Origin of the sequence: Providencia sp. PROV033 (genome assembly GCF_028484855.1) — a bacterium.
Taxonomy (GTDB): Bacteria; Pseudomonadota; Gammaproteobacteria; order Enterobacterales; family Enterobacteriaceae; genus Providencia; species Providencia alcalifaciens.
This window is the reverse complement of record NZ_JAMPSW010000065.1, coordinates 1-20,575: the sequence shown is the minus strand read 5'-3', so window position 1 is coordinate 20,575 and position 20,575 is coordinate 1. Positions and strand designations below refer to the sequence as shown.

Below are 20,575 nucleotides of genomic sequence, written 5' to 3'. Positions count from 1 at the left end.
TAATAAAATAATTAATTTAGATAACTTACATCAATTAAATTAAATCATGTTGAATTATTTTGAGCGCATGTATATTAAACTGGCTTCTAAGCGAGAACGAACCCGTAATTTTTTCAGAACATTTCGAATGTGAACTTTAACGGTTTCCTCTGAAATAAATAATAACTGAGAAATTTCTTTATTTTTTAATCCAGCGGCCATTTCATGCAATATTTCACATTCACGCCGGGTTAATGTGGATAGTGGGTCTTTAGTTTGATGTCGAGTGATAAGATGTTGATAAACTTTTTCGCTGAATACATGATGCCCCTCCATCGCTTTTTTTATGCTATTGAGTAACATATCTAGCTCGCTATTTTTTAGTAGGTAACCTTGAGCACCGGCATCAATGGCAGAGTAGATATCCGTTTTCATTGTTGAGAAGGAAAGTACAAGGAGGTAGCTATTAATGCAATGTTTGCGCAGTAATCGGATAGTCTCGAATGTTTTATTACCCTGTAAGATAGTGTCGATCAGTATCATATTGGGCTGTTTAGTGGTGGCAATGTTTAAGGCTTCTTTGCTATTTGTAACTTCAGCTGAAATTTCAAATTCAGCTTTTGATGTTAATAAGTGGGATAATCCAAAGCGAAAAATAGGATGTTCATCGATAATCATAACCGTATGATTAGACATAGTGGGTTCCTTTTTTATGTCTTACAACTTATTCGATTAACTAGATTTAATATAGTTAAAATATAATATATTTAAGTTTGCATGAAATCATCATTCTTAATTGATGAGTCAATTGGCTTTATAAAAACATGAATAATGGAAGCGAAATTTATGGAGCTTAATATATTTTAGGTCAAATAGAAGCGAGCTTTGGAATAATACATTAATTTCAAAAAAATAATAACTAAGATTGAAAAAAATTAAAGGTATTTAAAAAATGATATGAATAAAAATAATAACAATATTGTGTATATCTAAAAATACACCATTGTCATTTTGTGGTAAATCCGTGTAGATTTCTTGTAACTGAAAGATTTTTCTGGAAATCATAGGCACGATCATGATTTGCTAACAAGATGTGTTTATACTGTGAAGGCTCTTACCTTACCAAATTTTGAAAGGACTTGATGATGGATGATAAATTAAAACAAAGTGCTCTCGATTTTCATGAGTTTCCTCATCCTGGGAAAATTACTGTCACACCAACCAAACCATTAGTAACCCAACGCGACCTCGCATTAGCCTACTCTCCAGGGGTAGCCGTGCCGTGCTTGGAAATTGCGGATGATCCACTGAAAGCGTACCGCTATACAGCAAAAGGTAACCTTGTAGGGGTTATCTCTAACGGTACAGCAGTACTGGGTTTAGGGAATATCGGTGCATTGGCCGGTAAGCCTGTTATGGAAGGGAAAGGCGTTTTATTTAAGAAATTCTCGGGCGTTGATGTTTTCGATATTGAAGTGGATGAAACCGATCCAGACAAACTCATCGATATTATTGCGTCGTTAGAACCGACCTTTGGCGGTATCAACCTCGAAGATATTAAAGCACCAGAGTGTTTTTATATTGAGCAAAAATTACGTGAACGCATGAATATTCCTGTGTTCCATGATGACCAACACGGTACCGCGATTATCTGTACGGCAGCGGTGATCAATGGTCTGCGTATTGTGAAAAAAGAAATTGGCGATGTTCGTTTAGTGGTATCCGGTGCGGGTGCGGCCTCGATTGCCTGCATGAACTTATTAGTTGCATTAGGATTAAAACGTGAAAACATCACCGTTTGTGACTCAAAAGGGGTCATTTATAAAGGTCGTGATGAGCGAATGGATGCGACTAAAGCTGCTTATGCCATTGAAGATAATGGACAGCGTACATTAGCGGATGCGATTCCTGACGCGGATATTTTCCTCGGTTGTTCTGGTCCTCGACTATTAACACCAGAAATGGTTAAAACCATGGCAAAAGACCCGCTGATTTTAGCCTTGGCAAACCCTGAACCTGAGATTTTGCCACCACTGGCGAAAGAAGTTCGCCCTGATGCGATTATCTGCACGGGACGTTCAGACTACCCGAACCAAGTTAACAACGTGCTGTGTTTCCCATTCATCTTCCGTGGTGCTTTGGATGTGGGTGCGACCACCATTAACGAAGAGATGAAACTGGCGTGTGTATATGCTATTGCGGACTTAGCGCTGGCGGAGCAAAGCGAAGAAGTGGCTTCAGCATATGGCAACCAAGATCTGTTTTTCGGTCCAGAATACATTATTCCTAAGCCGTTTGACCCACGTCTGATTGTCAAAATTGCGCCAGCCGTTGCGAAAGCGGCGATGGAATCGGGTGTCGCAACGCGTCCAATTACGGATATGGATGCATATGTTGAAAAATTGAATCAGTTTGTGCATAAAACAAACTTATTTATGAAGCCTATTTTCTCTCAAGCGAAAAAAGAGTTAAAACGCATTGTTTTAGCGGAAGGGGAAGAAGAGCGTGTTTTACATGCAACTCAAGAGTTAGTTTCTCTTGGTTTAGCTTTCCCAATTCTGGTTGGGCGTCCAAGCGTGATTGAGATGCGTATCCAAAAACTAGGATTACATATCGAGCTGGGCAAAGACTTTGAAGTGGTCAACAACGAAAATGACCCACGCTTTAAAGAATACTGGCAAGAATATTATCAGATCATGAAGCGTCGTGGCATCTCCCAAGAAATGGCGCGTCGTGCCTTGATTGCGAACCCAACCATTATCGGCGGTATCATGGTACTGCGAGGTGAAGCAGATGGCATGATCTGTGGTTCAATCGGTAGCTACAGTGAACATTACCAAGTGGTTAAAGACCTGTTTGGTTTCCGTGAGGGGGCTCACGCTGCGGGCGCAATGAACGCTTTGTTATTACCAACGGGTAATACGTTCATTGCCGACACCTATGTGAACGAAGATCCAACCCCTGAAGAGTTAGCGGAAATCACGTTAATGGCGGCGGATACTGTTCGTCGATTTGGTATTGAGCCAAAAGTTGCGTTGTTATCCCGTTCAAGTTTTGGGTCTTCAGATTGCTCATCGGCACAGAAAATGCGTGATACGCTAGCGTTAGTGAGAGCCCGTGAACCAAACTTAGAAATTGATGGTGAAATGCATGCAGATGCGGCATTAATTGAATCAATTCGTAAAGATGTGATGCCAGATAGCCCATTGAAAGGTTCTGCAAACTTATTAATTATGCCAAACATGGAAGCTGCACGTATTAGTTATAACTTACTGCGCGTGACCAGCTCTGATGGTGTGACGGTAGGCCCAGTATTAATGGGTGTTGCTAAACCCGTCCATGTTTTAACGCCAATTGCCTCAGTTCGCCGCATAGTGAACATGGTGGCATTAGCAGCAGTGGAAGCTCAAACAAACCCACTGTAATTATTGCCTTGATAATAATTTATCGAATGATTGATTAATTATCGAGTTCCCCAGAAAGACTTCCATTCTTGTTAATGGGAGTCTTTTTTATTTGAAAATGATTATCATTATCTGTATTTTGAATGACTTCAAAGTCACTATATGGAAAAGATAATGATATCAGCACGTTCTTTGAATTATTTAACGAAAAAGTCATCACTCCTGAGCTTAGGAATGCTTTTCGTTTTGAGTTTCACACAGCTAGGATGTACCTCTCAAACGCCAAAACCTGCCACACAGTTGGATCCTCAATTAACTCAAGTTGGTAAAATCATTGATTTGGATTCCGGTAAATCCATCACACCACAGCAATTAATCCAACAACTTGCGGCATCCCCACGGGTCATTGTTGGGGAAAAACACGATAATATTTATCATCATCAAATTGAGCAGTGGGTGGCACAAGAAATGCAACAGATACGCCCGCAAGGGGCGGTATTGCTAGAGATGCTTACTCCCAATCAACAAAGTAAGGTCGCCAATGTCCAGAAACAAATGCAAGGCAATCCTTATATTCGAGACGAAAAATTACAAGAAGTGTTGCATTGGAATACAGGTTGGCCATGGGCACAATATGGGAATTTAGTGAAGTATTTGTTAGCTCAGCCATACCCAGTGTTAGCGGCAAATATTAATCGAGATGCCGTTATGGAAGCTTACAATAACCCGCCTAAGCTGACAGGAAAGCACTCAACACAACCCGTTATTCAAGCATTAATCAATGAAACCATTAAACGCTCACACAATGGTGAATTGGATGATATTCAATCTAACAAAATGATGAATATCCAACAGCTAAGAGATAGGGCAATGGCTCAAGGGTTATTGGATGCACCTGCTCCAGCGGTTCTTTTTGCTGGGGGATATCATGCAACACGAGCAATTGGTGTTCCATTACATGTACTCGACCTTGCACCTAATGAACCATTGAAAGTATTGATTATTTCTGAGGTAGGTGAAGAAATCGACAACCTACATGCGGATTATGTGTGGTATACGCCGAAATAATCACCAATAGTCACTAATATGATGATTTAAAATCGTTAATTTTGTGAAGTAATCATCATATTTATTTACAAATAATTTCCATTTGCATTCGTTATTAATTATCATTTGCAACTCTATAAAAGCACGTAAGATGAATATGAGCACAATAACGTTTGAAAGTGGGTATGTCAGTAGAACCACCAAAATGGGCGGATGGCTGGCTTTAGCAGTCGTTTTACACGTTGCTATTGTGGGGATTTTTATTTGGACAACGCATAATAAGCGATGGGAAGACTCACTGCCGCCACCGTCTGTGGTGATGGAGTTGTCTATCGAAGCTCAAGCTAAACAGTTAACGGAAGTGAATATTGGAAAAACGCAAGAGCTTGCCGTCGCGAGTGAATCTCACAAGGCACCATCGGAAGATATCGCGATCCCTGCTTTGCCCGTTAATGAACAAGCTGAAGTGCAACTCATTAAGGCTGAAGCCAAAAAAACGAAGCCTGAGCTGAAAAAACAGAAACAGAAACAGGAACAGAAGCAAGTTAAAAAAGTGCAAACCACCGATTCGAAAGCCAGCGATGCACCTGCGACCAGTGATGCCGCCGCACCGGTACTAAGTCAAAAAATTGCAGCGGAACTGAATAGCCAATCAGATGCAAATGATAGCCTTCAGAAGCAATGGGAAGCCATCGTGCTGGGAAAATTGAATAAATATAAGCGCTACCCAGAAGATGCGAGCAAACGCAATCGTATCGGCAAACCTGTGGTGATGTTTACGGTGGATAGCCAAGGCTTTTTACTTGATAGCAGTTTAGTGGGCTCATCAGGTACTCGCTCTTTAGACAAAGAAGCCCTGCAAGTTTTATCGCGTGCCGCGCCGTTACCCGAGCCTCCGACGAAGATATTAAACAATGGGCGGATAACTGTCAGGTTACCTATTGATTTTACACTTAATGATAAATAGATTGGATTCACTATGCATAATAGAATCACCACATTTTGCGTGGTCACACTACTTGGGTTATATGCAGCCAGCAGCGCTGCGGAGGATAAAATGCTAGCACCAATAGCGAAAAAACAGCCCCATGTTATGACAATTCATGGTGACGAACGTGTCGATAACTATTATTGGTTAAGAGATGATAACCGTGAAGCTCCAGAAATTATTGAATATTTGAATCAAGAAAATGCCTATACCGCGCAACAACTTGAGCGGGGTGAGCCATTAAAACAACAAATTTACGATGAATTATTATCCCGAGTGAAGCAGGATGATGAATCTGTACCCTATAACTACAATGGTTATACGTACCGCTCTCGTGTCGTGGCAGGGAAAAATTACTCAATCTATGAAAGACGCCCAATTAATAGCAACGACGAATGGACAGTATTAGTTGATGGTAACCAACGCGCAGAAGGCGTTGAATATTACCGGATGGGGGCATTAGCGATATCACCGGATAATACAACGATTGCGATTGCGGAAGACCGCCAAGGTCGTAACGATTATGCTGTCTCATTTCGTAAAATTGATGACTCCACGTGGCAAGAAAATGTGCTGACAAATACGTCAGGCAATATCGTTTGGGCGAATGATAATCACACGTTGTTTTACGTCAACAAAGACAAAAAAACATTGCTGCCTTATCAAGTAGTTAAGCATCAATATGGGACTTTGCAATCGGCTGATAAGCTCGTGTATGAAGAGAAAGATGATACTTACTACGTTAGCTTAGCGAAATCGATTTCCAAAGATTATATTTTAATTGGGATTACCAGTACTGAAACGTCTGAATACCGTCTTCTTGATGCAAATCAGCCGCAGCATGATGCAATAGTTCTACAACCACGTAAAACGGGTGTGGAATATTATCCTGACCATTTTAATGGAAAATTTTATATTCGCTCAAATCATCAGCATCCATTATTTGGTTTGTACATTGCAGATAATGCGGCAGCTCCGTGGGTCAGTTATATTGCGCCGCGTGACAATGTTGATCTTGAGGATTTTGCCTTATTCAATAATTGGCTAGTCATTGAAGAACGTCAAAATGGTCTCGTTAATATTCGCCAAATTAGCTGGTTAACTCAAAAAGAGCATGCTGTCAGTTTTGAGGATCCCGCTTATATGGCGTGGATTGGCAATAACCCTGAGCCAGATACCGATAAATTACGCTACGGCTACTCCTCGATGACGACACCTTCTTCTGTGTATGAAATTAATATGCTAACGCAAGAGAAACAGCTATTAAAACAAGAAGAAGTAAAAGACTTCAACAAAGAAAATTACCAAAGTGAACGAATTTGGATTACGGCGAGAGATGGTGTGAAAGTGCCTGTTTCATTGGTTTATCGCAAAGATAGCTTCAAACAGGGTAAAAACCCGCTGTTAGTCTATGGCTACGGAGCGTATGGATACGGCATCGACCCATCATTTAGTTCTTCTCGATTGTCCTTGCTTGATCGCGGATTTGTGTATGCTATCGCCCATATTCGTGGCGGCGGCGATCTGGGTAAAAATTGGTACATTCAAGGTAAAACCGTCCATAAAATGAATACCTTTACGGACTTTATTGATGTTACCCACGCATTATTGGCGCAAGGTTATGGGAAAAAAGGTCATGTCTATGCCATGGGAGGCAGTGCCGGTGGTCTATTAATGGGGGCTGTTGTTAATATGGCACCTGACCTATATGAAGGCGTAGTATCTGCCGTACCATTTGTTGATGCGGTCACCACCATGCTTGACCCTTCAATTCCACTGACAACAGGGGAATATGACGAGTGGGGTAATCCTGAAAATGAAGAGGATTACTGGCGAATTAAAGCCTATAGCCCGTATGACAATATTAAAGCGCAGCATTACCCTCATATTCTAGTCACTACAGGGTTGCATGACTCACAAGTGCAGTACTGGGAACCTGCTAAATGGGTTGCGAAATTACGCGATCTTAAACAGGGCAATTCACTATTGTTATTAGAAACCAATATGAATGCAGGGCATGGCGGAAAATCAGGTCGTTTTAATGCATTAGATGATATTGCAAGGGAATACAGTTTTATTCTGATGTTAGAAAACAAAGAAACATATTTTCCAGAGTATAAATAATAAGTAGCCAATATAAGGTTATCTAGGATTAGTTGTATGGTTATTAAAACCGACAACTAATCCTATTCGCAGAAATGACATTTATTCTGCGTTTGCAATGTGAGCGACTGTTTTATTAGTACGTTTACAGGAATGGTTTAATGAATAATAAAATAATAATCATGGTAGCTGGGACTATTTCCACTGGCTTCCAAGGGTTCGCTTTGGCTGAAAATACACAGCAGACAAATCAGCAGCAGGATGATGTGGTTAATTTTAGCCAATTAAAAGTCTCCGGCGCACAGAAACAAACGCCGTTGGTGAAAGCATTAGAAAAACCAGGGGCGTATAGCGCGGTAGGTACTGAAAATAAACTGCAGTCTATGGATAAAATTATCCGCTCTATGCCGGGAACTTACACTCAAATGGACGCAAGCCAAGGCACCATCAATGTGAATATCCGTGGTCTCAGTGGCTTTGGCCGCGTGAATATGATGGTGGATGGCGTCACGCAAAGCTACTACGGAATATCACCCAGTAAATATACTCACGGGATGCAGCCAAGTAATGATTTTGGCTCACTGATTGACCCTAACTTTATTGTGTCTGTTGAGGTAGAGAAAGGGCAACTCAACGGCAGTAATAGTGTCAACGCCTTAGCGGGTAGTGCCAATTTCCGAACCTTATCCATTGATGACGTTATTTTTAAGGATAATTTATGGGGAGTGCGCAGTAAGGGGAGTTGGGGTGATAATGGGCTCGGATATAATGGGATGGTTTCTGTTGCAGGAAAATCCTTATTAAACGATGGCGAAGGGTATTTCGGTGGGTTAATTGCAGTGAGTGGACATAATATTCCTGGAAGTTATAAAAACGGGGATGGTTTTGATACAGATGAATTTGCAACAGACCCGACATTTAAACAAAAACCGCAATCTCAATTAACCAAATTAAAGTATAAACCGAATGATAGCCATGAAGTCGAATTCAGTGGTCGATTTTTACAAAATAAGCTAACCAGCCGTAAGATTAATAGCGAAGATTATTATCTGAAATATAAATACACGCCAATCAATGAATTGATAGATGTTGAGGTGCTCGCCAGTCATGGGTTTAACACGCAAAAATTCCAAGGCGAACCTATTGGTGGTGCATTAAAGGATGCGGAGTCAGAGAATAAATCAGACAGTATTAATATTTCCAATACTAGCCGTTTTTCTTATGGTGAGATGGATTTCAAATGGCAGCTTGGTTCGAAGCTAATGAAAACTAAGTACCAAAAAATCACGCAGCCAGTGGAAGATCCAAATACGGTTATTTATAACCCATTTTCTCCGAGCGGTACGCAAGATATTGCGAGTTTGTATACCCAATTTGAAGCGCAGTATGATATTTATACGGCTACCTTTGACCTCAATTACCTTAATTATCGAGTTAAGGGGTATAAACCCGCTTGTGATGAAACGGAAAAATGCTTCCCTCAAGAAGCGAGTACATTAAATCTACGGGAAAGTGGCATTAACCCCGGAGTGTTGGTTTCCGCTCAAATTATTCCTGAATTTCAACCTTTTGTGAGTTATGCGCACTCAATGAGAGCACCAAACTCTCAGGAAGCTTTTTTCTCTCAAAATGGTGGTCAGAGTATGAATCCATTCCTAAAAGGAGAAAAGTCGCAAACTTGGCAGGTAGGTTTTAATAGTTTTAAGCCAGACTTAATTGTAGAAGGTGATCAGTTCAACCTGAAAGCGCTGTGGTTCCATACACATATCAAAGACTACATCACGAGTAAGTCTTTCCTGCTATGTCGTGCAAACTCTCAAGAAGAGTTTGATTGGTGTTTAATTAATGATGATGTGTGGGATAAAGAAAATCCGGATATTTTCCAACGCGCAGATATGTATGTGAACGATCCCCGTGATGTTAATTTACGCGGTTATGAGCTACAAGCAAACTACGATGCAGGGGTATTTTACTCCATGGTTTCTTACACCCAAGAGTCTGGCAAACAACCCGTGTCAATCAACAGTACATCGGTATTTAGTGCAGGGGACTTTACCCAATTACCTGAATATTATGTGACTTTAGATTCTGGCGTGCGTTTATTTGATGAAAAACTGACGCTTGGCTCAGCCATTACATGGACGGGACCTTCTAAGCGCATTAGCCCAATTCCGGATGGAGATATAAATGGGGATGCGATGACTGAAAAATATGAGAAGCAACCTACTATTGTTGATCTATATGCAGATTATGAAATCAATAAAAACTTCAAGTTAATGATGGCGATTAATAACCTCACAAACGAAAATTACACGGATGTATTAAACCGTGCTAATTCAGGTGCTGTAATGGAGGAACGAGGTCGCAATAATGAAACGGGAAGGGGACGTAGTTATATGATTGGTGGGCAAGTGCGTTTTTAACTAAGCAGTAAAATAATTAAGGCGTTTAGTCTTTTTAGTCTTACACACTAACGACGATTGATAGACACGCGCTTTAAACGCCATTCAATATTGGATACCCTTCTCGCAGTTTATCTCCTTGGATTTATTACAATAAGGTAATAAATCCAAGGAGAACCATAATGAAAATAACCAATAAAATTAATGTGCTCGAATTGATCTCTCCTGAGATGCAAAAAGTGATTGCCTATTATGCGCAGAAAGATCCTGTTGAGCCCAATGATGGAAGTTATGAGGCTCAGCGGCTTGCTTATATTGAGGATCGGCGTTATTGGAATGCGAATTCCCCAGAATTATTTAGCATAAAAAACAATCTTGTCCCAACAGACAAAGGTGACGTTGTCACGCGAATTTATCACCCTATAGAAAAGACGCCTGCCACACTGTTTTACTTGCACGGTGGTGGATTTATTCTCGGTAATCTCGATACGCATGATCGTATTATGCGCTTACTGGCACTGTACACAGGTTGTACGGTGATTGGCATCGATTATACACTTTCTCCAGAGGCGCATTATCCCCAAGCCATAGAAGAGGCGGTCGCGGTGTGTCAATTCTATTATCAGCACGCTGAGAAATTCACGCTCAATATGAACCATATTGGATTCGCAGGAGACTCAGCAGGCGCAATGCTAGCGCTTGCCACGGTATTATGGTTACGGGATAAACACATTTACTGTGGTGATATTTGTGCAGTGTTGCTGTGGTATGGATTATATGGGTTACACGACTCGCGTAGTCGTCGCCTGTATGGGGGAGAATGGGACGGGTTAAGGCGAGAAGATCTCCAAGAATATGATAATGCTTATTTAACCGCTTTAGGTAGTCGCGAAGAGCCTTACTATTGTTTATTTAATAATGACCTAACACAAGGTATACCGCCTTGTTTCATTGCAAGTGCTCAATATGACCCATTAATTGATGATAGCGAAACATTATTTTAAACGTTTCAAGCACATAAAGTCCCATATGAATATAAAATGTATTCAGGGACATTACATGCTTTTTTACATTACTCTCGTATCATGCCAACCGCGGATAATGCGATTCGGGATGGTGCCATATATTTTATAAAACAGTTATTTGGTTGATTTTTTCGTGCGAACCTTTTGAATGTTGGTGACTTGGCTTTCCACCCACCCATCATTCAAGCGTGTTTTGAGTTGTTGACCCAATTTCACTTGGCTGGTCTTTTTCAACACGGTGCCTTCGGGAGTTTCACTGATACTAAAACCGCGGGCGAGTGTGGCGAGAGGACTAACCGCCTCCATTTTTGAGCATGCGACAGCGAAACGTTGGCGGTAGCGGGTAACTAAGTGGGTCAACATATTTTGCAAATGATACTGGGTTTGCTGCAATTGGCGCTGTTGACGCTGCAATTGAGGACGTAAGTCATTTTGCATAAGTCGACGCTGGTTTTTATCAAACTTGAAGGTTGATGATTGTAGTTGGCGATTGATGGCATTTGTTAGTTTTTGGCGCAGAGCAGAAATTTGATTTTGTTGCCGAGCAAGACGTAGTTGAGGGTGTTGTTGTTGCAAGCGATGCTGCAAGCGTGCAAAACGTTGTTGCTGAGCCGCTAAGTAATAATCCATCGCCATTTCGAGATGTTGCTGTCCTGATTTTAGCTGGCGCAGCATTTCAGTTTGATTACGACTGACAAGCTCTGCTGCTGCGGAGGGGGTAGGCGCTCGAACATCAGCAACATAATCCGCAATAGTGACGTCAGTTTCATGACCAACGGCGCTAATAATCGGTAATCGGCTATTAAAAATGGCTCTCGCAACGATCTCTTCGTTAAATGCCCATAAATCTTCCAGAGAACCACCACCACGACCGACAATTAACACATCGCACTCATGACGTAAGTTCGCCAGTTCGATAGCTCTGGCGATTTGTGCTGGCGCTAAATCCCCTTGAACCGCGGTTGGGTAAATCACCACTGGGAGGGACGGGTCGCGACGATGAAGAATATTCAAAATATCATGTAAAGCCGCACCGGTTGCAGAGGTGATGATACCCACCCGTTTTGCCGGGGACGGTAACGCTTGTTTGTGGATAACATCAAACAAGCCTTGAGCATTGAGTGTTTGTTTGAGTAGCTCAAAGCGCTGTTGCAGAAGACCTTCACCCGCAGGTTGCATGCTTTCGATAATCAGTTGGTAATCACCGCGTGGTTCATACAGTGTAACGGTCGCACGAACCAAAACTTGTTGCCCATTTTGCGGGCGAAAGGTGACGCGGGTATTTTGTCCACGAAACATTGCCGCGCGAACTTGTGCACGATCATCTTTGAGAGTCAGGTACCAATGTCCTGAACTGGGCTGCGAAAAATTGGAAATTTCGGCAGTTAACCAAATTCGGCCCATTTGAGTATCAAGAAGTTCTCTTACCGTTTGGTTGAGCTTGCTGACGGAATAAATTGCGCTATTTTGTTGAGTCGACATGTGAGCTAGATCAAATTTTAAAACAATGACTTAATTGATTGATACTAACGCAGCCGACGGACTTATCAAGCTTTTTTTGAAAAAAGTGCTGGAAGCAACCGATTACGGTGTGTATAATGCCGCGGCAATATTTTATACCTTTCATAACGCTGCCTGGTGGGATATTGCCTATGTTACGCATTAAAAAAGAAGCACTAACTTTCGACGATGTTTTACTCGTTCCTGCACACTCAACTGTACTGCCAAACACGGCAGATCTGTCCACTCAACTGACTGCAAAAATCCGCCTGAATATTCCTATGCTCTCCGCAGCGATGGATACTGTCACCGAATCTGATCTGGCTATCGCACTGGCTCAAGAAGGTGGTATTGGTTTTATCCATAAAAACATGTCCATTGAGCGCCAAGCTGAAGAAGTTCGTCGCGTGAAGAAACACGAAAGCGGCGTGGTTACCGATCCTGTCACTGTTACCCCTGAAACCACGATCCGTGAAGTGCAAGAATTGGCCGAACGTAATGGTTTTGCGGGTTATCCTGTTGTCTCTAAAGATAATTCTTTAGTCGGTATTATTACAGGTCGTGACGTGCGTTTCGTGACAGATTTGGACCAACCAGTTACCGCAGTGATGACACCAAAAGAGCGCTTAGTGACGGTAAAAGAAGGCGAAGCACGCGAAGTTGTATTACAAAAAATGCATGAGCAACGTGTTGAAAAAGCCTTAGTGATCGACGATAGCTTCCATCTGTTAGGTATGATCACCGTTAAAGATTTCCAAAAAGCAGAACGTAAACCAAATGCATGTAAAGACGAACAAGGTCGCTTACGTGTCGGTGCGGCTGTAGGTGCAGGTCCAGGCAACGAAGAGCGCGTTGATGCCTTGGTTGCTGCGGGTGTGGATGTCCTGCTGATTGACTCTTCACACGGTCATTCTGAAGGCGTTTTACAACGCATTCGTGAAACACGTCAAAAATACCCTGATTTACAAATTATCGGTGGTAACGTTGCAACGGCTGAAGGTGCGAAAGCGTTGGCTGATGCTGGCGTTAGCGCAGTAAAAGTGGGTATTGGTCCAGGTTCAATCTGTACGACTCGTATCGTAACCGGTGTTGGTGTGCCTCAAATCACTGCGATCGCTGAAGCGGCGGGCGCATTAGAAGGTACTGGTATTCCGGTTATTGCAGATGGCGGTATCCGTTTCTCTGGTGATATTTCTAAGGCTATCGCAGCGGGCGCAGCATGTGTCATGGTGGGTTCCATGTTCGCAGGTACCGAAGAATCTCCGGGCGAAACAATTTTGTTCCAAGGTCGTACCTATAAAGCATACCGTGGAATGGGCTCTCTGGGCGCGATGTCTAAAGGTTCTTCTGACCGTTATTTCCAATCAGATAACGCAGCCGACAAACTGGTACCAGAAGGCATCGAAGGTCGTGTGGCATACAAAGGTCGCCTAAAAGAGATCATTCACCAACAAATGGGCGGTTTACGTTCATGTATGGGTCTGACAGGCTGCGGTACTATCGATATGCTGAGAACAAAAGCTGAATTCGTTCGTATCAGTGGTGCGGGTATTCAAGAAAGTCACGTTCATGATGTGACTATCACGAAAGAGTCTCCTAACTATCGTTTAGGGCAGTAATTACCCTTTAAAACGGTAAGTAAAAAGTTTCAGGGTGGCGCGATATCGTGGTAGCGCCACCGCCTTTTATTTTGACTTGAATTGTTGGAATTCTCCTCAAATGACTACAAATATCCATAAGCATCGCATTCTTATCCTTGACTTTGGCTCTCAGTACACTCAGCTGATTGCTCGTCGTATCCGTGAAATTGGCGTCTACTGTGAACTGTGGGCATGGGACGTCACGGAAGAACAAATTAGAGAGTTCAACCCTAACGGCATTATCTTGTCTGGTGGTCCAGAAAGTACCACTGAAGCAGACAGCCCACGTGCACCAGAGTATGTTTTTAATGCAGGCGTTCCTGTATTAGGTATCTGCTATGGCATGCAAACCATGTCTATGCAATTAGGTGGTGCCGTTGAGGTGTCTGGTGAGCGCGAATTTGGTTACGCAAACGTTGAAATTCTTGAAGATTGCGACCTGTTCCGTGATATCCAAGATGCAATTAACGAAGATGGTAAGCCAGTTTTAGATGTATGGATGAGCCACGGCGACAAAGTGACTGCAATCCCATCAAGCTTTAAAACGATTGCCAGCACGCCTAGCTGCCCATATGCCATCATGGCAGATGTTGAAAAGCGTTTCTATGGTGTTCAGTTCCATCCTGAAGTAACCCATACACACCAAGGTTTGAATATTTTAAAACGTTTCGTGTTGGATCTGTGCCAATGTGAAGCGCTGTGGACTTCAGCGGCAATTATCGAAGATACCGTTGCTCGCTTAAAAGAACAAATCGGTGATGACCACGTTCTGTTAGCGCTGTCTGGTGGTGTGGACTCTTCTGTCACTGCGCTGCTATTACACCGCGCTATCGGTAAGCGTTTAACTTGCGTATTCGTGGATAACGGTTTATTACGTTTAAACGAAGCTGAGCAAGTCATGGAAATGTTCCAAGGTAAATTTGACCTGAACATTATTCATGCAAAAGCAGAAGACCGCTTTATGAATGCTCTAGCAGGTATTTCTGATCCTGAGGAAAAGCGTAAGAAGATTGGTCACGTATTTATCGAAGTGTTCGATGAAGAGTCTTCTAAGCTTAAAAATATCAAATGGTTGGCTCAAGGTACTATCTACCCAGATATTATCGAATCTGCGGCTTCAGCAACGGGTAAAGCGCACGTTATTAAATCTCACCATAACGTAGGTGGCTTACCGGAAGATATGAAGCTGGGTCTGGTTGAGCCGCTAAAAGAGCTGTTCAAAGACGAAGTACGTAAAATTGGTCTGGAGTTAGGTCTGCCATACGACATGCTGTATCGTCACCCATTCCCAGGTCCAGGTTTAGGTGTTCGTGTTCTGGGCGAAGTGAAGAAAGAGTACTGTGACTTACTGCGTCGTGCAGATGCTATCTTTATCGAAGAGCTGCACAAAGCGGATCTGTACAATAAAGTGAGCCAAGCGTTCACGGTATTCTTACCAGTGCGCTCTGTTGGTGTCATGGGTGATGGCCGTAAGTATGACTGGGTTGTTTCTCTGCGTGCAGTTGAAACCATCGACTTTATGACTGCTCATTGGGCACACCTGCCATATGATTTCTTAGGTCGTGTTTCTAACCGTATTATCAATGAAGTGAATGGCATTTCCCGCGTAGTGTATGATATCAGCGGCAAGCCACCAGCAACCATTGAGTGGGAATGATTTAGCGATAATCGATAGTGATTTTTAGAAATTATTAATACTAAAGGCATCAGTTACTTACTGGTGCCTTTTTGTTTTTTTAAATATAAAACAGTTTTATTAACTAAGCTGGTCAAATATCCAGCCTCAAATTTTTACTTATCTCATCAGCCAATGTCGTCGGAACTTCCCACTCCTTGGCGAGATCATTCCATTGTGAAACTGCATCGATAGTTTCATCGATAATATTATCGATTTTTTGTTTGTTAAATGCCGGGCTGAGCTTGATTAAAGAATAAAAATCGTCGCGTCTAAAATCATCTCTTTTCCCATTTAAACTCATCCAATGGCTATTTACCCACTTGCTGCCAGGCTTATAACTATAAGCAAGATCGTATGCAGGCGCTAAAATCCATTTATTATCTTTAAGCATAAATGCAAAGTTTTTCGAATGGTCATCATGATTACGAGCGATAATATTAAATGCCATACGCCTCAATAATTGGTAAGCGTCATTTGCAGATAATCTCAGTTCGCGCGCTATACCAAATAGTTCTGCATAAGAAAATGAGCCTGGCTTTTTATAATCCACATGGGCTAGCCCGTTTAAGGTTTGTACATGAATTTTTTGATTACCAATGCGATCAAAACGCTGAGTAATAAAATGCCGTCTAGCACCTTCATCTAATAAATGGCAGGGCATCATATCTACACCGCTCTGTCTTGCCATCAGGTGATAAACATATTCCATTGCCCCGTAGCCTAGGGGATCTCCAAACGTTTCTTGGTTTTTATTATGCTCACTGACGCCATCAAATTTCATTAAATAATGCGTGAAGTTATCCGGAATATCAGATTGACCTGATCGAACTTGGGTAAAGTCTTGGTTAAAGGCAAGCACAGCCTTAGGTCTTGCTCCACCTGCACTCATTCCGACAGAAAGTAGTTCAATCATGGCTGCCGAATCTTCTTGGTGATTACGATTTAATTCCAAATGAAAATCGCCACGTAAATCGAGAACCTCCTGTGCGATAGCAACAAGAGATTCAATCTGAATGTCGGATTGCTTATTACCAGAATGAAGTTTTGTAGCAGGGATGTACTCTAGTGCGCCCATTCCGCGTTTTCCCGTGTATTGCAGGCGCTGCAAAGGTGTAATGCTGTCAACGGATTTACCTTGGCTCGAAACCCAAGCATTCATGACTGCGTTACCAAAATCATCGGGCAGAGAATCGGCAATTAACCCTGGTAGCCCTTTGAATGTCTGATAATCGAGCTCAGGAAAACGATAAATATGCGGAGATAAAGGCATCTTTAACGGAGAAAGCTGGATGCCTTTTTTAATAAATTCAGGAGTGTATTCAAACGCGCCAAGACCCGTAGAGGAATCAAAGCTTAATGCACCAATACTGTCACCTTGGTAGCACACTTCGATGACTTCCATTACCATTCTAATTCTTCCTCTTCAATATCAGTACGTTGTCCAGATGCACGTTGACGTTTTTTTCCTTGTAGCTTCATCAGCTGAATAGGGGATATTGGCTGTGGAGGTAAAAATAAATCTAATTGTTCAGTTAGGTTGAGTGCCATCATGATGGCAATAAACATTTCTAGCTGGGCATGACCTTTTTCTGCGGCCATGATTGTTTTGCGTGAGACACCAACAAATTGCGCTAATTCAGCTTGGGTTAAATTTTGATTGAGTCTCGCTTGCTTTAGACGTTCACCTATTTGCTCTGCATAAGCTAAAGCGGATTTTATCTTGGTCATAATGTCCCCCAATTTGGACATAGTATGTAATATTACACTTTAATGTATCAAATATAGGACTTTATAATGCACTAGTCAAATGTGTTATTAAGTCCTATATTATGGACCTAATGTGTTTTTATCGCCTTAAAGTCCATAAATTGGGACTTTGCTATGTTTTTATTATTTTCATTTTGGATGGAACGCTCACGGGGAGATGATGGCCGATAAAATCAAAATAGACGTATAGAAAATAACTATAAATTCATAAAATGTGATTTTTTATTCAAGATATCCCAATTATCACTTGTTCAATTAATTCAGCTTGTTATTATCAGCAGCCTATATACATAGAAGGTATATGTTCACTCCCCGTAATCATAATAATAAAGGTGAGGGGAAACTCACTGAACCATGGCTAAGGATAAAAACGTGTCATTTCGTCTTAGATATCTTGCTCTTTTGCCTTTGCTGGTTGCGACAGCCTGCCAGCAACCCGCGAAAACCAACATCATTGAAACCTCATCAGCACAAGTTCAACCCGCGGTCATTAATAATTCGTGGATAGAAATTTCGCACAGTGCGTTGGATTATAATATCAAGAAAGTGCAAACATTATTGGGTGATAAAGCGGGGTTGTGCGCTGTTTTAAAAGGGGATGCCTATGGGCATGATTTGACGCTCGTCACACCAGTGATGATTGAGAATAATGTCCAATGCATTGGATTAACGAGTAATACAGAGTTTAAGCAGGTTCGTGATTTAGGCTTTAAAGGTCGTTTAATGCGAGTGCGTAACGCCACTGAGAAAGAAATGGCTCAAGCGACGGAATTTCATGTAGAAGAACTCATTGGTAACTTGGATATGGCGCAGCGCTTAAATGCGATTGGGGCGAAACAAAACACCATTATTCCTATTCATCTTGCATTGAATTCAGCCGGTATGTCGCGCAATGGATTAGAGGTTAGCAATGCTGAGGGATTACAACAAGCTAAGCTAATTTCGCAGTTACCAAATTTAAAGATTGTCGGGATTATGTCGCATTACCCAGAAGAAGATGAAGCGCAAATTAGACAGGATCTGGCTAAGTTTAAAAAACAGTCTCAACAAGTGTTAAAGATGACAGGGCTAAAGCGTGAGGACGTGACACTGCATGTGGCGAATACTTATGCAACATTAACGGTACCGGAATCGTGGTTAGATATGGTACGTGTTGGTGGCATTTTTTATGGTGACACTGTTGCGACCAACGATTACAAACGTGTCATGACGTTTAAATCAAATATTGCGGCTGTTAATCATTATCCGAAAGGAAATACAGTGGGTTATGATAGAACTTACACTTTGAAGCGTGACTCAGTGTTAGCCAATATACCTGTCGGCTATGCGGATGGATATCGTCGTGTCTTCAGTAATGCTGGCCATGTATTGATTAATGGTCAACGTGTGCCGGTTCTTGGGAAAACATCCATGAATACCGTAATGGTAGACATTACTGACCTTAAAAATGTTCAGCCAGGGGATGAGGTTGTCTTTTTTGGTAAACAAGGCAATGGAGAAATTACCGCTGAGGAAGTTGAAGAGATTAGCGGTGCTTTGTTTACAGAAATGTCCATTTTGTGGGGAGCCACAAACAAGCGGATTCTTGTGAATTAAGGCATTTTATCTGAACTTAAACCCGTCCATGTGGCGGTTTTTTTTATGTATATGGAGGTATCAGAATAATTGCAATTTACTATGACGATCCGATAAGTGCGGTTTAACAGAATTGTTATCGAATCATGAGTAGGGATATGTTAGCTTGGAGATAATCTTTTCAATCTGAATAATGTCAGAAGGCAAATAGAAGAATTAGAAGGATATTCTATGTATCAAGTTGATTTACATGCTCACACTATCGCCAGCACCCATGCATTTAGCACTGTTAATGAATACTTTGCAGAAGCCGCCGCTCGTGGCATGAAACTATTTGCGATTACTGACCATGGCCCAGAGATGCAAGATGCTCCACATGAGTGGCACTTTGGGAATATGCCAATATTGCCACGCATTGTAGGCGGTGTTGGTTTGCTCTATGGGATTGAAGCAAATATTAAGAATAAGTTAGGTGAGACAGACTGCAATGAAAAGATAGCTCGTCACCTAGATATTATATTAGCGGGTTTCCATGAGCCTGTTTTAGAACCACAAAGTTTAGAAGACAATACTGAAGCGATGATCGCCACTATTCGTAGCGGAAAAGTGCAAATTATTACTCATCCTGGTAATCCCAAATATCCTATTGATATTAAAGCCGTTGCCCAAGCAGCCAAAGAGTGCAACGTGGCACTAGAGATGAACAACTCCTCTTTCTTGCATTCAAGAGCGGGTAGTAAGAAGAACTGCATAGAAATAGCAAAAGCGGTGAAAGAAGCGGGTGGTTGGGTTGCATTAGGCTCAGATTCTCATCATGTTAGCTATTTAGGGCGTTTTGATGAAGTGATTGAAATGCTGAAATCGATCGATTTTCCGGAATCTCGAATTTTGAATACCACGCCACGTCGTGTTTTAGACTTTTTAGAAGCTCATGGGCGTAAGCCTATTCCTGAGTTTGCCCATTTTTAATTTTAAAATTTAAATTATCCGTTTAAAAGCCATTCAAGATTGAATGGCTTTTTTACTTGAAGTAAGCAAAAAAAGTTCTCTTTAGATAAAAATAAAAGTCAGTACATCTTAAAAAAGAAACTTTATTAAATTAGTAAGATAAAAAGTGAGTTTTTAAAATAAAAACGAAGAAAAAATAGATATCAAATAAATTGGAATGAAGATGATCTTTAAAACCAAAAAATTAACATCAAGGCTATCTTTAATTTATCTATTTGATATTTATGAGCAAATTAACTTCACAGTAAATCAAATAAAGATTGAAAATTAACCTATGAAAGTAAATGGAATATCAACAAAATTAAAATATTTATTCATTAAAATAACCTATAAAAAATTTAAGAATCTTTAATATTCTCCTATTGCGAAATGATCTACAGATATGATTTATTAGTGTGGCAAGAACATCCTTGCTTAATAAATTAATCTTAAGGTACTTAGTATGAAAAAGTTATTAGC

At 41.4% G+C, this 20,575-nt stretch carries 13 protein-coding genes and 1 pseudogene; 10 read left to right on the top strand and 4 right to left on the bottom strand.

Annotation, left to right across the window (positions count from 1 at the left end; all coding sequences use genetic code 11):
• Window positions 1-54: 54 nt before the first annotated feature.
• The gene (locus PSF16_RS11940; RefSeq protein ID WP_006661615.1) at window positions 55-675 is read right to left on the bottom strand and encodes a LuxR C-terminal-related transcriptional regulator; all 621 of its coding nucleotides are present in this window, start codon (window positions 673-675) and stop codon (window positions 55-57) included.
• Between the two features lie 449 nt (window positions 676-1,124).
• Between PSF16_RS11940 and maeB the strand changes: the two genes are divergently transcribed.
• From maeB to aes, 6 genes and pseudogenes are all read left to right on the top strand, one after another.
• Window positions 1,125-3,404 (top strand): NADP-dependent oxaloacetate-decarboxylating malate dehydrogenase, encoded by a 2,280-nt coding sequence (gene maeB / locus PSF16_RS11935; RefSeq protein WP_006661616.1) that lies wholly within the window; start codon window positions 1,125-1,127, stop codon window positions 3,402-3,404.
• Between the two features lie 153 nt (window positions 3,405-3,557).
• On the top strand, window positions 3,558-4,451 hold the full coding sequence (locus PSF16_RS11930) for a ChaN family lipoprotein (RefSeq protein ID WP_006661617.1): 894 nt from the start codon (window positions 3,558-3,560) through the stop codon (window positions 4,449-4,451).
• A gap of 136 nt (window positions 4,452-4,587) precedes the next feature.
• Complete coding sequence (locus PSF16_RS11925; RefSeq protein ID WP_272689300.1) at window positions 4,588-5,397, top strand: energy transducer TonB family protein; 810 nt, start codon at window positions 4,588-4,590, stop codon at window positions 5,395-5,397.
• A 12-nt stretch (window positions 5,398-5,409) separates the two neighbouring features.
• On the top strand, window positions 5,410-7,542 hold the full coding sequence (locus tag PSF16_RS11920) for a S9 family peptidase (RefSeq protein WP_272689299.1): 2,133 nt from the start codon (window positions 5,410-5,412) through the stop codon (window positions 7,540-7,542).
• Window positions 7,543-7,682: 140 nt separating this feature from the next.
• On the top strand, window positions 7,683-9,944 hold the full coding sequence (locus tag PSF16_RS11915) for a TonB-dependent receptor domain-containing protein (protein WP_006658869.1): 2,262 nt from the start codon (window positions 7,683-7,685) through the stop codon (window positions 9,942-9,944).
• A 161-nt stretch (window positions 9,945-10,105) separates the two neighbouring features.
• A pseudogene (gene aes, locus PSF16_RS11910) lies at window positions 10,106-11,074 on the top strand (acetyl esterase).
• On the opposite strand, the gene xseA reads toward aes, so the two are convergent.
• Entirely contained in the window at window positions 11,063-12,430 is a 1,368-nt protein-coding gene (gene xseA / locus PSF16_RS11905; protein ID WP_006658867.1) for an exodeoxyribonuclease VII large subunit, read from the bottom strand. The pseudogene aes and the gene xseA sit on opposite strands and share 12 nt — an antisense overlap.
• Window positions 12,431-12,600: 170 nt before the next feature.
• On the opposite strand from xseA, the gene guaB reads away from it, so the two are divergent.
• The gene (gene guaB, locus PSF16_RS11900; protein ID WP_006658865.1) at window positions 12,601-14,067 is read left to right on the top strand and encodes an IMP dehydrogenase; all 1,467 of its coding nucleotides are present in this window, start codon (window positions 12,601-12,603) and stop codon (window positions 14,065-14,067) included.
• 100 nt (window positions 14,068-14,167) lie between these two features.
• Window positions 14,168-15,745, top strand: coding sequence for a glutamine-hydrolyzing GMP synthase (gene guaA / locus PSF16_RS11895; RefSeq protein WP_006661621.1), 1,578 nt, complete (start codon window positions 14,168-14,170; stop codon window positions 15,743-15,745).
• 112 nt (window positions 15,746-15,857) lie between these two features.
• Here guaA and PSF16_RS11890 read toward each other — a convergent pair whose 3' ends face one another.
• The gene (locus PSF16_RS11890; protein WP_154633057.1) at window positions 15,858-17,174 is read right to left on the bottom strand and encodes a type II toxin-antitoxin system HipA family toxin; all 1,317 of its coding nucleotides are present in this window, start codon (window positions 17,172-17,174) and stop codon (window positions 15,858-15,860) included.
• A complete protein-coding gene (locus PSF16_RS11885) occupies window positions 17,168-17,494 on the bottom strand; it encodes a helix-turn-helix transcriptional regulator (RefSeq protein WP_006661622.1) in 327 nt (108 codons plus the stop codon). Before PSF16_RS11885 ends, PSF16_RS11890 begins: the two co-directional genes overlap by 7 nt.
• Window positions 17,495-17,905: 411 nt before the next feature.
• Here PSF16_RS11885 and alr point away from each other — a divergent pair, with 411 nt between their 5' ends.
• Window positions 17,906-19,129, top strand: coding sequence for an alanine racemase (gene alr, locus PSF16_RS11880; protein ID WP_272689298.1), 1,224 nt, complete (start codon window positions 17,906-17,908; stop codon window positions 19,127-19,129).
• A gap of 210 nt (window positions 19,130-19,339) precedes the next feature.
• Complete coding sequence (locus PSF16_RS11875) at window positions 19,340-20,077, top strand: phosphatase (protein ID WP_036965827.1); 738 nt, start codon at window positions 19,340-19,342, stop codon at window positions 20,075-20,077.
• Window positions 20,078-20,575: the final 498 nt, after the last annotated feature.

Bases quoted from the DNA above. Each gene is read 5' to 3' on its own strand.
- PSF16_RS11940 (WP_006661615.1), bottom strand. From the start codon at position 675: ATGTCTAATCATACGGTTATGATTATCGATGAACATCCTATTTTTCGC.
- maeB (WP_006661616.1), top strand. From the start codon at position 1,125: ATGGATGATAAATTAAAACAAAGTGCTCTCGATTTTCATGAGTTTCCT.
- PSF16_RS11930 (WP_006661617.1), top strand. From the start codon at position 3,558: ATGATATCAGCACGTTCTTTGAATTATTTAACGAAAAAGTCATCACTC.
- PSF16_RS11925 (WP_272689300.1), top strand. From the start codon at position 4,588: ATGAGCACAATAACGTTTGAAAGTGGGTATGTCAGTAGAACCACCAAA.
- PSF16_RS11920 (WP_272689299.1), top strand. From the start codon at position 5,410: ATGCATAATAGAATCACCACATTTTGCGTGGTCACACTACTTGGGTTA.
- PSF16_RS11915 (WP_006658869.1), top strand. From the start codon at position 7,683: ATGAATAATAAAATAATAATCATGGTAGCTGGGACTATTTCCACTGGC.
- xseA (WP_006658867.1), bottom strand. From the start codon at position 12,430: ATGTCGACTCAACAAAATAGCGCAATTTATTCCGTCAGCAAGCTCAAC.
- guaB (WP_006658865.1), top strand. From the start codon at position 12,601: ATGTTACGCATTAAAAAAGAAGCACTAACTTTCGACGATGTTTTACTC.
- guaA (WP_006661621.1), top strand. From the start codon at position 14,168: ATGACTACAAATATCCATAAGCATCGCATTCTTATCCTTGACTTTGGC.
- PSF16_RS11890 (WP_154633057.1), bottom strand. From the start codon at position 17,174: ATGGTAATGGAAGTCATCGAAGTGTGCTACCAAGGTGACAGTATTGGT.
- PSF16_RS11885 (WP_006661622.1), bottom strand. From the start codon at position 17,494: ATGACCAAGATAAAATCCGCTTTAGCTTATGCAGAGCAAATAGGTGAA.
- PSF16_RS11875 (WP_036965827.1), top strand. From the start codon at position 19,340: ATGTATCAAGTTGATTTACATGCTCACACTATCGCCAGCACCCATGCA.